General features: G+C 40.3%; 11 protein-coding genes. All 11 read left to right on the forward strand.

What is annotated here, in order from left to right; all coding sequences use genetic code 11:
* Nucleotides 1-14 precede the first annotated feature (14 nt).
* The 11 genes from GFC28_RS03460 (at nucleotide 15) to GFC28_RS03510 (ending at nucleotide 12,845) form a co-directional block, all read left to right on the forward strand.
* Complete coding sequence (locus tag GFC28_RS03460) at nucleotides 15-746, forward strand: SIS domain-containing protein (RefSeq protein ID WP_044742514.1); 732 nt, start codon at nucleotides 15-17, stop codon at nucleotides 744-746.
* 748 nt (nucleotides 747-1,494) lie between these two features.
* Entirely contained in the window at nucleotides 1,495-2,730 is a 1,236-nt protein-coding gene (locus GFC28_RS03465) for an EAL and HDOD domain-containing protein (protein WP_044742515.1), read from the forward strand.
* 350 nt (nucleotides 2,731-3,080) lie between these two features.
* Entirely contained in the window at nucleotides 3,081-4,814 is a 1,734-nt protein-coding gene (locus GFC28_RS03470; protein WP_044742516.1) for a methyl-accepting chemotaxis protein, read from the forward strand.
* 431 nt (nucleotides 4,815-5,245) lie between these two features.
* Entirely contained in the window at nucleotides 5,246-6,124 is an 879-nt protein-coding gene (locus GFC28_RS03475; protein ID WP_044742517.1) for a GNAT family N-acetyltransferase, read from the forward strand.
* Nucleotides 6,125-6,231: 107 nt separating this feature from the next.
* Nucleotides 6,232-7,035, forward strand: coding sequence for a DUF2935 domain-containing protein (locus GFC28_RS03480; protein ID WP_044742518.1), 804 nt, complete (start codon nucleotides 6,232-6,234; stop codon nucleotides 7,033-7,035).
* Between the two features lie 148 nt (nucleotides 7,036-7,183).
* Nucleotides 7,184-7,411 carry an alpha/beta-type small acid-soluble spore protein gene (locus GFC28_RS03485; RefSeq protein WP_044742520.1) on the forward strand — a complete coding sequence of 76 codons (228 nt, stop codon included), beginning with the start codon at nucleotides 7,184-7,186 and terminating at the stop codon, nucleotides 7,409-7,411.
* Between the two features lie 546 nt (nucleotides 7,412-7,957).
* The gene (locus GFC28_RS03490) at nucleotides 7,958-8,779 is read left to right on the forward strand and encodes an ABC transporter ATP-binding protein (RefSeq protein ID WP_044742519.1); all 822 of its coding nucleotides are present in this window, start codon (nucleotides 7,958-7,960) and stop codon (nucleotides 8,777-8,779) included.
* A 104-nt stretch (nucleotides 8,780-8,883) separates the two neighbouring features.
* Nucleotides 8,884-9,225 carry an HAD family hydrolase gene (locus GFC28_RS20215; protein WP_052660938.1) on the forward strand — a complete coding sequence of 114 codons (342 nt, stop codon included), beginning with the start codon at nucleotides 8,884-8,886 and terminating at the stop codon, nucleotides 9,223-9,225.
* A gap of 313 nt (nucleotides 9,226-9,538) precedes the next feature.
* Nucleotides 9,539-10,096, forward strand: a complete 558-nt coding sequence (locus GFC28_RS03500; protein ID WP_172798636.1) for a 5'-nucleotidase, lipoprotein e(P4) family — start codon at nucleotides 9,539-9,541, stop codon at nucleotides 10,094-10,096.
* 188 nt (nucleotides 10,097-10,284) lie between these two features.
* Nucleotides 10,285-11,277, forward strand: a complete 993-nt coding sequence (locus tag GFC28_RS03505; RefSeq protein ID WP_044742478.1) for a zinc-dependent alcohol dehydrogenase family protein — start codon at nucleotides 10,285-10,287, stop codon at nucleotides 11,275-11,277.
* Between the two features lie 674 nt (nucleotides 11,278-11,951).
* On the forward strand, nucleotides 11,952-12,845 hold the full coding sequence (locus tag GFC28_RS03510; protein WP_044742477.1) for a DMT family transporter: 894 nt from the start codon (nucleotides 11,952-11,954) through the stop codon (nucleotides 12,843-12,845).
* The last annotated feature ends 30 nt before the right edge of the window (nucleotides 12,846-12,875 follow it).

Consider the following 12,875-nt stretch of genomic DNA (forward strand, 5'->3'; position numbering starts at 1 on the left):
TGGGAGATGGGAATATGCTTGGCAAAAGATATGCACAACGCATCAAAGAACAGCTTCAGCTTGTAGAAGAAACTCAATGGAAAGAGGTGGAGAAAGCAGCGCGGCTTATTGCTCATTCCATTAAAGAAGGAGGACTTGTGCATATTTTTGGTTGCGGCCATTCTCACATGCTGGCAGAGGAGATTTTTTATCGTGCTGGAGGGCTTGTTCCGGTTAATCCCATATTCGAAACAAGTCTCATGCTTCATGAAGGGGCTGTTAAAAGCTCGATGCTTGAAAAAACGGAAGGCTATGCTTCGATGATCCTGGAACGTTATCAGCCCCAGCCTAATGAAGTGATGATTATCGTTTCCCATTCTGGAGTGAATGCTGTACCAATAGAAATGGCGATGGAAGCAGTAAAAAAAGGACTAAAGGTCATCGCCATTACATCGTCTGCTTATTCGCAAGTACCTTCCCGCCATTCTTCAGGCCAAAAACTGTATGAATTGGCGCATATTATGATTGACACCCATGTCCCCTATGGCGATGCGCTGATTGCGATTCCACAGTTAAAAGTCAACATAGCCCCAAGTTCTACTGTGGTGGGAGCGTTTATCTTAAATATGCTCATTGCAGAAGTTATCGAAGAGCTGCTTCATTTAGGCATCATCCCACCGGTTTTTGTGAGCGGAAATGTGGAAGGTGGATTTGAACATAATCAATCATACATTCAGCAATACCGTTCCCGTATAAGACACTTGTAGATACAAATCCAACGGCAATGAACAGCCCGCCCCCATCTCTAATAAAAAGAGAGGGGGTTTTTAATTCTCTAGGAGGCGTAGCGATCACTACATCATTTAACCATCCATCGAGAAGTCTCCCACGTCTAAACGAAGTGAATGGTTTGCCGACTACGTCAGAAAGGCGAGGAATCAAGCCATGTCAATGGGGTGTTATTGGATCATCAACACCCCCATCATACAATGAAAAGCATTCGATTGAGCCGGAAGCAGTGAGCCTCAGTTCCCCGTGATGAAGCAATCTTTTTAAGTTTTTATGGAAAGATATCATCTGCCTGCAATCTATGGTTATTTTTTGTAAAAATTTATGTGTTTTGTACAGATATATGGTAAAATAGGACTATATTATGAACCTGTGGTGCTAGTTAAGCATGGTGCACAACTAGATGAATGCCTCAACATTTGTCCACATGTAAGTAAGATCATGCCTCAATTCTGGCACTTGGCTGTTGTAAAATCATCATCATATAAAATGAGCTTCATTCATCTATCTGTAAATACCACTATTGACGATCTAATTATTTTACTTAAAAAAAAAGCGTATGCTAAGAGCAACCAGCTTTGCCTACTGTGGCAGAAAAGCGGGGAAATCAAGAAATGTCAATAGATTTTTCTTAGACTATCGACATATTTGATCTGTAGAGATCAAATATGTCTCATGGCGAACTTTATATTGTTATATCATTATGATGTTAATGGGGGATCAGTGATGGACATTTATGTGGGACGGCAGCCTATTCTCAACAAAAAATACGAATTGTTTGGTTACGAATTGTTATATCGAAGCGGCGAGCAAAATTTTTATGACTCCATTGATGGAGACCATGCCACAATAGACGTCCTTATTAATAGTTTTATGAATATTGGAATTGAAAAATTGACAAATGGCGCGCGCTGCTTTATTAACTTTACGGAAAAACTGCTAGAAAAAAACATTCCTCTCTATTTTCCAAATAAATTGATTGTCGTTGAAATTCTTGAAACTATTCCATATTCCGAGAAGTTGCTTCATATATGTAAAAATCTTAAAGAAAAAGGATATATCATCGCTTTGGATGATTTTGTTTTTCAAGCAGATTATCGTCCTCTTTTTCCTTACATCGATTTCATTAAGATTGATTTTTTTGATTTAAATATCGAACAAGCTCGTTATATTCAAAACATCATCAAGCAATACAACATTCAGTTTATTGCAGAAAAAATTGAAACGCACGATCAATTACAATTGGCGACTCATCATGGATTTTCCTATTTTCAAGGATATTTCTTCAATAAACCCGTCGTTTTAAAAGAAAAATCTTTACCAAAAATAACGAATACTTCCCGTTTAACGTTGCTAAAACAAATGAACCAAGCGGAGTTCAATTTTGATAAAATTGTCAAAACAATTGAAAATGATCCAGCGCTTGCGTATCGTTTGCTAAAAGTGGTGAACTCATTTTTCTTATACTCCTCTCCTAAAATTAAATCCATTCGTCATGCAGCTATTTTGCTTGGTGTCAGCTATTTACGCAGCTGGCTAACGATATTAACGTTCCAAGAAGCCAGCAATCCATTTGAAAATGAGGTGATTGTCAACTCTTTAATTCGGGCAAAAATGTTGGAACAAGTTGCGGTTCGTTTAAATATGCATGAGGAAAAAGACAGCTTGTTTTTTATGGGGATTTGTTCTTCCTTGCACCTTTTGCTTGAACGTCCTTTAGCCGATATTTTAGATGAATTAAACGTAGATGAGGCGATTAAAGATGGACTATTCAAAGAAAAACACTTGTTTTTTGGTTTATATCAATTTGTGTTGGCCATTGAGCTCAATGATTTGATGAAAGCGAAACAATTGGCGGAAGAATTGGGCCTTTCTTTGTCAGAAGCATTATTATGGTATCAACAATGTATTGAATGGGTAGTTCAATTGCAAAGAAACAGTGTCAACAGTGAGCAAAGGTAATTTGGATGGGAATCTTGAAGAAATCTAATTTCAGCTCTTGACGCTAGTTGGATCTTACGCGCAATGAATATATAGATTCGGATAGAAAAAGCGACATCCAACTTGATGCGCCACGATTTGTCATCAAATGGGCAGATGATTCCCGATTTTGGCGGTCGGACGAATAACACCGCCTATCGACAAGTGGATTTGTCGATAGGTGGCTTGTTGCTTGGCGCTCTGTCACTTTTGTGACAGGTTACATATTTTTTTAAATGAATGATAAAAAATAAGAAAAAAGAACTAAATTTGTAGTATAATAGAACTATATTGTACCTTATATATTGTTACAAAAGGTGAAGGGGGATTATATGCTGTTAAAATGGCTACAACCAAATGTGCAAGAACTCCTTGAACAAGGAACAGACTATTCTTTTGAAGGTCGTTTTGCTGACACACTATCATTTAATCATTTTACTAAGGAAGATTTCCGTCAATTGCAGGACGTTTATCAACTACTCGCTTCTCATCAGGATGAACTTGTGCAGTTTTTTTATGAAATGCTCCAACAAATTCATGCAAAAGCAGCGCAATCCATTACTCAAGCTCGCATTACGCAGTACGTCCATACATTTTTTACGATGGAGCGCAATCGGGCATATGTCAATGAAATTTTGTCCTTTTTCCATTTGCTGCGCAGAAAAAAAGTGAATATTGGCAAATTGATCGTCGCTTTTAATCAATTTAACTTTTATATGGGCACCCTTCTGTTGTCAAAAAAAGGGGGGTCTCCTAAACGATATTTAACACTAATGAGATCGCTACAGCGTGCTTTTAATATCGAACTGGAAGTGCTGGTTGAAGCCTACACGGAAGCGATGCTTGAGCAAATTGCCGACGGCACGGCCCAATTAATGGAGAAAAACGCAGAAATTATGTTTATTAAAGATTTACTGCACTCTCTTGATGAACAAAATGCAGATGTCCAAATGGTAACAGCTGCAACAGAAGAAATGAACACATCCGTTTCCGAAGTGGCTAATGCAGCGATGGCGATTGCTGAAAAAACTACCTCATCGGTTGAACGAGCGGAAAAGGGCCAGCACATGATGACTTCTGCATTTAACGAAATCATCGAAACAGATGAAATGTTTAACAACATGGTAGAGCGCTTTGAGCATTTACAGCAGCATTTGAGTGCTATTGAAAAAGTGATGCAGCTTGTCAACGGCATCGCGGACCAAACCAACCTTTTAGCGCTGAATGCCTCCATTGAGGCGGCGCGTGCTGGAGAACATGGCAGAGGGTTTGCCGTTGTAGCTGAAGAGATCCGTAAACTAGCGGATCACACCGTTCAGTCGCTTAGCGAAGTGCACAAAAACGTAGGAGAGCTGCGAAATATTTCGGCTGAAGTCTCTTCAGCTATTCATTCCACCTCTTCTGTTATTCGCCAAGCTGTTACACAAGCTCAGGAAGCGATGCCATTGTTAAATGAAATCACGCAGGCAATGAATGACATTCAAGATCACACCAGTACGAATGCAGCTGTTGCTGAGGAGCAATCGGCGGCTGTCGATGAAATTGCTCAACGTATGTCCTCGATTGCTTCGCTAACAGAATCTGTGCGTGAAATTGGCCAAACAACAGGAAAAACGGTGCATCAGTTAAGTAAAGCCATTGACCAATTTCGCTTGCAGCTCGTTCAAGATAGTGGTGTTCATCTTTCTTCAAAAGCGCTTCTTTATTTGGCCAAAACAGATCACCTTCTTTGGAAATGGCGAATTTATAATATGATGATCGGCTTTGAGCATATTCGTGCCGAAGATGTGGCCTCTCATCGCCACTGTCGTCTTGGAAAATGGTATTTTGATCCCGAAATACAAGCCCAATTAAAGGGAGTCCCGGCCTTCGATCAGCTGGATGAGCCTCATCAGCGTGTTCATATCGCGGCAAAGGAGGCAGCAGAATTTTATGCCCAAGGACGCCTCGAACAAGCAGAAGCAAGTTTACGCCGATTGGAGAAAGCCTCTGCTCAAGTCATCGAATGGCTCGATGAGCTGATTCATAAAATCGAACAAGAGCGCACTTTTGAAACCCGTCTCTAGACAGAGCGGGTTTTTTATAGATTGATTGAAAAACTTTTTCCTGTCTAAATAGCGTATACTATTTGTGGAGTTACATTCATGTGTAAAAATACATATAGAATGAAGAAAAATTTGATTAAAAATGATCATGTTATTTATTGCTTTTAATGAATAGAACGGAAAGAGCTTATGGATGGAAGGCGGATAGGTGAAAAAAGGGCGATTTTCAAAAGTTTTCCATCCATGCTTTTTTCCAGACATTATTCGTTCAATCTGTATCCATAAGCAAAAAATGCTCATCTCGGTTCCATGGCGGTTCATATCATAAAAGAAGAGGCAAAACCCAATACGGTCTCAGACAGCAGCAATTGCCCTTTCTTCTTCGCTGAACAGAGTGACAGAAGCCACAAAACATTGAATAATTGAGAAGAAAGCAGAGAGGAGACAGATGTATGCTACATATTAAACGATTATCACAATGCACGTTAGAGGAAGCAGTCACGGCTTGGAATACGGGTTTTGAAGGATACTATTTTGATGCTACGATGACCGTTGAACGATTTTTAGAGAGGCTCGTACTTGAAGGATTATCTCCAACGCTATCAATCATTGCTTTTCAGGATGAGAAGCCAATTGGCATCATCAAAAATGGCATTCGTCTGTTCAATGGAATGAAAATTGCTTGGAATGGCGGAACGGGGGTGGCGTCTGCATTTAGAAAAAAAGGCATTGGAAAAGCGATGATGGAAGCTGCTCTTTCTATCTATCAAGAAGAAGGTGTCCAGCTAGCCACATTAGAGGCGATCCGTGCCAATCAAAGAGCGATTTCTCTTTATGAACAAATGGGATATCAAATGGTCGATGAGCTGGAGCATTTGGAATGGAAGGGAGCTTATCTACATGCACAGTCAGCTTCCTATCCTTATCTAGTGGAAAAGACTATTCCGCAACAGGTGAGCGATTTGTCCTTTTATAAAGGATTAAACCCTTGGCAAACACAATGGCAAAGCGCAAAAGATGGGGAGGCGATCATCGTAAAAGACGAACAAGGACTTCCCATCGGATATGCTTATTATCGCAGAAGTTTTCATGGACATGGAAAACATGAAAAAACGATCTTATTTCAATGTGAGGCTCATCCTGAGAGAAACGATGCAGAAGATCTCATTCGTTTTATGATTGGTCAAGTGCTCGCCTTCGCTGACGATTCGGTCGTTACGATCATTCCCAATCTGCCTGTCAATCAATCCAAACAAACCTATTCCATTTTAAAGGAAATTGGGTTTCAGACTATCGTCCAGCAAGTATTTATGGTGAAAGAGCTGAAATAAAGAAAAAATTAGAATCTCTCCTTGTATGAACAGATTGGGGCATAGGCCATGCTATTTGGGAATACATATTGAAGTGGTTTCGATTTTTTTAGAAGGAGAGGGCATTCATGAGCAGTACGCTGGAAGAGAAAGCGAGATTTGAACATCGATTTTGGCTTCAGGTTTTAGGTGATCATGCCCGATTTATTTATGAGGCTTTGGCTCCAGTAGAAAAAGAGGATATTGCGACTGCCTACCAGTTTATCCAAGCATTTGACCGTCTTCTTGGCAAAACGGATTCGGAAAATTGGTCTCAATTAACTTTAGCGGCAGAAGCGGAAGCGCTGCGACTGCGCGAATTTAAGCTACATCTGATCAGAAAGCATTTATTGGGACAAATCAAAATACATCTTTCACCAACCTTTCTTAATCATATGGTGAATGAGCTGGAGGAATATTTGCGACTATTGAGTTATTTTAAAGCTAATCAAATGCCGCCTGTTTCTCATGAGCTTCACCATCATTTAATTTGGCTGTTAGACGCTGCGGGGCATGCCGGTATCATATCTTCTAATTTAGATGACGTCGAAAAGTCATTAAAGAAGAAAAGCAAAAAATATCAAAAGAACTTTGAAGCTTTTTATTTAAAAGCGGTTGAACTTACCGGATATTTGCGTACGAATTTATCTAGCTTTCCTGCATTAAAAAAGATGAATTCGGATGCCGCATTAGAGATTAAACTGTTCCAGCAATTTCTTCAAGAATTAGAGGAGCTTGAACTTAGCGCCCAAGCTCTTGGCACGTTCACCGCGCTTATGGCGGATCATATGTTTCGCGAAGAGTGTTATTATTTAATGAAACTGGCTGAATCCGCTGACTTAGAAAGTCCGCATTGCGATCCGGCCAAACCTCGAATAGAAGAACGAACCTAATTTCTTTATGTAGCATGCGTGCTGCTTTTGTTGAATGTTTGATTGGCAATTTTTATCATTCCATAAATTACCTGAATTAATGATGAATAAAACACTTTTTTTAATAAATATTAATAACAAACTATTAAAGGAGATGATGATATTGCCAATGTCACAACAACACGGAAGAAGCAGCCAATCAAATGAGATTTTAATTCCTCATGCTGCGGCTGCGATTGAACAAATGAAATACGAAATCGCTCGTGAGTTTGGTGTCGAGCTTGGTCCTGATACAAGCTCTCGAGCAAATGGCTCTGTCGGAGGAGAAATTACAAAACGTCTTGTCTTAATGGCTCAAGAAAAATTACAATCAGCTTTTCGTCCAACGATCCATTAATCGCTATATAGACGCAAGGTTTACATTCAGGAAGGGTTGCAATTCAACTCTAATCACAGTTTCATTTATTAAATGGATCATCGACATTCCTAAAGCCGTATCTTTTCGTAATGGAAAAAAAGCATCTTAATCTTCATCATGAATGATTAGGATGCTTTTATTTTTTAACTGTGGTCAAATCATCGGACCACATTTCTATAAGCATTTTGATTTCTTCCTATTTTTCGATGGTTACGTGATGAAGAGAAGTCTATAACCTACCTTGAACCTTCGAAAAACATCTATCTCTTTCCTTATCGGATGCTGCTCTGTTCATTTTCCAAACGATCATTTACAAAAAAATAGAAAAAGAATTATAATAAAATGTAATATTCAGAATTTTTTAATTGAGTTGTTCGGACTGCTGTTATCAAAAGAACATTCATACAACTTACAGCACCGTTCCCTATGAACCCGATACATGTTTAGAGCGATGGGCTTGTAAATGTCGCGATGTTGGCATGTTTTGCGGTGTGGAAAGATTTTAGAATAGAGGTGTACAATAGAATGGAAGCAATTATCCAGATGAACAATGTATCACTGATTAAAGGAAATCGGGTCATTTTGAAAGAGCTGAACTGGGAAGTTAACGAGAAAGAGCATTGGGTTATTTTAGGTTTGAACGGTTCAGGAAAAACCTCTTTATTGAATATTGTGACAGGCTATCAATATCCAACAAAAGGAGAGGTAACGGTTTTAGGAAATGTATTTGGCAAAACGAATTTGCCGAATCTTCGAAAGCAAATCGGTTTTGTGAGCAGCGCTTTAGACGCTTTTCAATCAACGCTTGCCTCTGAATCAGTAGAGGATATTATTATCAGCGGCAAATTCGCCAGCATTGGTTTATATGAAAAAACGACGGATGAAGATAGGAAGCAGGCAGAACAGCTGATGCATATGTTTCGAATGAACCACCTGCAAGGAAAAGCATATGATACATTATCGCAGGGAGAAAAGCGGAAGACGCTGATTGCCAGAGCCTTAATGGCCCAGCCTAAGCTGCTCATATTAGACGAGCCTTCCGTTGGATTAGACATTTTAACGCGGGAGGAATTGCTATGGTCTATTAAAGAGATTATCGCTAGTCAACGCTGCCATATTCTCTATGTCACTCACTATATCGAGGAGATTATTGAAGAAATGACACATGTTTTAGTATTAAAGGAAGGGAAAATCATTGCTTCGGGAAAAAAAGAGGAGGTGCTGATCGATCAACATTTATCTGAAGCCTTTCAGCTAGACATCAGCGTTCGTTGGGAAAATAAGCGGCCATGGGTTTCTATTCACCACAAAGCAGAGACACTTCATTCCAGCTATGATAAAAGCTGATGGTGCGATGCGGTTGAAAAAGAAAGATGCATGATCAGCAAAAAAGTGTAAAAAATACAAGAGGACATGCTTCAAAACACAAGGCAGCTTAGGAGGTAAACAGCATGAACAAATGGAGCAGCACATTAAGCGGTCTGATTGCTGCTAACATTTTTTCTTTTTCCGTCTTTGCAGTGAACGCCGAGACGGCCATAGCGCCGCAGTCAGTAGAAAAAACGGTGCCATCCACATCCAACAACGAACATATGCTGATGGCTACCCTTTGGTATCAGAAATCAGGAGAGATGCAAGCACTTTATTATCAAGCATACAACCTGGGGAAAATGGTGGTTGACGACGCTCTTAAACAGCAGCGCAATAGTCATTCAAGGAAGAAACTGGCCATCGTGCTCGACATTGATGAAACCATTTTAACATTCTTCAGTCGAGAAGTCTCCCACTTCTAAATCTTGCGAAGCTTGATGAAAGTGGGAGATGAATCGACTTCGGACAAGGACAGGCTTTTGCCTGTTCAATTGTCTGACCCTGTGGTAAAATAAACCTATGTCGTTCTTTCATAACTGGATATAGGAGGTTGCATGGAGAAAATAAAATGCGAAAACCAAGCTGATCCTTCCATGCGTAAAATATCCAAGGTACAAAAGAACTCCGAATTGTCGGACATCTAGGGTTGGAACGACCCGAAGTCACGCTCAGGGAGACGAAAGGCGGCTTTCGTCGTGGAACTGAGAAGCTCCCACTTCAAGCTTTAGCTAAGTGGTGAGTAGTTCACATAATAGCCCCTATGAAGCTTATATTATTCAAAAAGGAGTGCCGAACTTTACCGACTGGCATAAATGGGTGATGCAAGCACAAGCAGACGCTCTTCCAGGTGCTGTTGAATTCCTTACATACGTTGATTCGAAAGGAATCGATATTTTCTACGTATCCAACCGCGATGAAAACGAGGTAAAGGCAACGATTAAAAACTTGAAGGAAAAAGGATTTCCACAAGCAACAGCGGACCATATGCTGTTTCGCGCCAAAGAAAATAGCAAAGAACCTCGCCGGCAAAAAATCCAGCAAACCTACGAAATTGTAGCATTGTTTGGAGATAATTTAAGCGATTTTACAAAAGAGTTTGACCAAAAGCCATTAGAAGAGCGCAATGCTAACGTGGATCGCTTCCGTGAAGAGTTCGGCCGCAAATTTATTGTTCTCCCGAATCCGATGTACGGCGACTGGGAGAATGCTATTTATGGCTACGACCTTGACCAAACGTTTGCTGAAAAAGCGAAAGTAAGAAAACAAGCATTGGACGCATATCCATTAAAATAACCGCTGATCAGCTATCTTTCCCCTTTTTCATTTGCTTCGAAAGGTTGTTCATGGTGGCAGTGATTTTCACCAAGAACGACCTTTTTCTGTAACACGATGCCCCAGCTTTATAGATAGTCTTGAACAATTCTCTATTATATACTGAAAATAACGTCTGATTATTTCTACTAGAAAAAGGAGGGGAGCATTTGCAAGCAAGATGTATCCGGTTTGATGAATTCGGAAACCCTGAAAATGTATTGAAATTGGAAAATAAACCTATTCATCGACCTAAAAACGGAGAAGTGCTTGTTCGTATGAAAGCACGCCCGATCAATCCTTCTGATCTGCTGCCAATCCAAGGAGTTTACTCCCACCGCATTTCCTTACCTGCGATTCCCGGATATGAAGGAGTAGGAATTGTTGAAGATGTCGGCCCTTTGGTTTCACGAGATTGGGTTGGCAAGCGTGTCCTTCCTTTGCGGGGGGAAGGTACGTGGCAGGAGTTTGTCAAAACATCGGCGGAATTTGCGGTTGTAATCCCTCATTCTATCAATGATGTTACTGCTGCACAACTATATATCAACCCGGTTACCGCGTGGGTTATTTGCACCGAAGTATTAAAGCTGCGACCAAATGAGATTTTATTAGTCAATGCTTGCGGTTCCTCGATTGGCCGAATTTTTGCCCAGCTTTCAAAAATTCTCGGATTTCGCCTAATCGCCGTGACAAGAAACGATCATCACACAAAAGAACTGCTTGACCTTGGCGCTTCCTATGTGATTAATACATCAAATACCTTGTTATATCGGACTGTTATGGAACTTACGAATGGATTGGGTGCGACTGCGGCTGTTGATTCCATCGGCGGAGCGGACGGGACTGAGCTAGCCTTTTGCGTTCGTCCTGAAGGAGTGTTACTAACAATTGGCCTTTTATCAGGAACTCCTGTCAATTGGATGAAAGTGTCAGAAAAGGCGAAAGTTCATATAAAACTGTTTCATCTTCGCCACTGGAATCAACAAGTGTCTGTACAAGCTTGGCAAGAAACTTTTGACCATTTGCTCGAACTTATCCATGAAAAGAAGCTACAGTTGATGACGCCTGCTGCCTATTATTCATTAGGCGATATAAAGGAAGCGATCCGCGCGGTCGAAGCCACACCGTTTAACAAAGGAAAAATTTTTTTGACGAGTCCCTAAAAACGGCTTATGGAGTGTTTTTTTACTTAAAACTCAATTTGGGGTGATTGCGAAAGAATCTCTCAAAAAATCCATATCATCAGCGGAAAAACGACGCTAGCAAGAACGTTATCAGCCTAGCTTCATATTCTGTTCTATGAATGAGACAACATTGTCTGGAAAAGATCCAAAAGAAGAAGTGAAAAGGAAGGAGATAAGTATTTTTCGCACATGATTCGTCCAAACGCTTGAATGATTGAAGGGCGTCTAGTATACATGGGGATCCGAAAGTTTTTGCGAGGCCGAATGGCTCCTTTTTCTAGATACGAGTGATTTGGAGAGAATACGGCACATCATCAAGCGATTTATTTTGCAAAAATGAAGCTGGAAAAGCGAACGATCAACGATCTTCAACATCTTCATGAAGGAACTATCTTTGTTGAAAAAGAAAACGAACAGGTTCATCGTTCTGAAAGATAGCAACAGGATAAATGGACCGCGTCTCCTTCAAGCGAAAAAATGAATCGTGTACGGAAAATTAGATTGTTTAAGATTTCAAAGTGATTATAATTGTATCTAGGATGCTATATGATTTTGCGATAACCCGTTCACCCAAAAAAAGTAAAGATGGGGAAGAGGTTTTAAAGGATCGCCGCATTTCGTTCTAGATTTTAATGATTCGAGGTGCAAGCAATATGTGGAAAGGATATGTGCTCGTATTTTTATCAGCAACGGGATTTGCCTTCATTCCCATCTTTGCGTTATATGCGTACGATAGCGGTGTAACAGTCACAACTTTGCTGTTTTTGCGTTTTGCGTTTGCTGCACTTTTCTTTTTTATGTATTTACTTATCAAAGAAAAGCATTGGAAAGTGTCATGGTCCCATCTTTTTTATCTGTTTTTGCTAGGCGGCATTTGTTATACTATGCAATCTACTTTTTATTTTAATGCAGTGAAGTACATCCCGTCCTCACTAGCGGCTTTATTGCTTTACTTAAATCCGATCTTTGTTGCTATTCTTTCATTTTTCATCAATAAAGAGAAGCTAACCATGCGAATCATCACCGCGATAGGTATTTCTTTAATAGGGATGATAATGGTGTTAGGGGCTCCGGCGGGGGACATTCAACCAGCTGGTGTAGGACTGGCGATCGGAGCAGCGGTGATTTATTCGATCTATATTATTATGGGGAGCAAAGTGACGGCACAAGTACAGCCGATTACGACTAGCGCCTATATTGCGTTATTTGCGGCGATGTCCTTTTTTATATGGGGCACATTGACGCAAACGCTTCATTTTCATTTTGATCATATCGGCTGGCTTCCCGTCATCGGAACCTCTTTCTTCTCTAGCATTCTCGCTATGCTTACATTTTTTGCCGGAATGAATATGATCGGGCCAACCAAAGCATCGATTCTAAGCATGATTGAGCCAGTCATTACGTTTCTCCTATCTATGGTATTTTTGCATGAAACAATGTCCATGATGCAAATCATTGGTGGGCTGATTGTACTAAGCGGCGCCATGTTAGTCGTAATGGCAAGAGAAAACAGGACCGAAAAGAAAGTAGCCTCCATCCGTTCATGATGGGGGTTTTTAACATGATCGGCCGAGAAG

The organism is Anoxybacillus sp. B2M1 (assembly GCF_001634265.1).
GTDB classification, from domain to species: Bacteria; Bacillota; Bacilli; order Bacillales; family Anoxybacillaceae; genus Anoxybacteroides; species Anoxybacteroides rupiense.

Bases quoted from the DNA above. Each gene is read 5' to 3' on its own strand.
- GFC28_RS03460 (WP_044742514.1), top strand. From the start codon at position 15: ATGCTTGGCAAAAGATATGCACAACGCATCAAAGAACAGCTTCAGCTT.
- GFC28_RS03465 (WP_044742515.1), top strand. From the start codon at position 1,495: ATGGACATTTATGTGGGACGGCAGCCTATTCTCAACAAAAAATACGAA.
- GFC28_RS03470 (WP_044742516.1), top strand. From the start codon at position 3,081: ATGCTGTTAAAATGGCTACAACCAAATGTGCAAGAACTCCTTGAACAA.
- GFC28_RS03475 (WP_044742517.1), top strand. From the start codon at position 5,246: ATGCTACATATTAAACGATTATCACAATGCACGTTAGAGGAAGCAGTC.
- GFC28_RS03480 (WP_044742518.1), top strand. From the start codon at position 6,232: ATGAGCAGTACGCTGGAAGAGAAAGCGAGATTTGAACATCGATTTTGG.
- GFC28_RS03485 (WP_044742520.1), top strand. From the start codon at position 7,184: ATGTCACAACAACACGGAAGAAGCAGCCAATCAAATGAGATTTTAATT.
- GFC28_RS03490 (WP_044742519.1), top strand. From the start codon at position 7,958: ATGGAAGCAATTATCCAGATGAACAATGTATCACTGATTAAAGGAAAT.
- GFC28_RS20215 (WP_052660938.1), top strand. From the start codon at position 8,884: ATGAACAAATGGAGCAGCACATTAAGCGGTCTGATTGCTGCTAACATT.
- GFC28_RS03510 (WP_044742477.1), top strand. From the start codon at position 11,952: ATGTGGAAAGGATATGTGCTCGTATTTTTATCAGCAACGGGATTTGCC.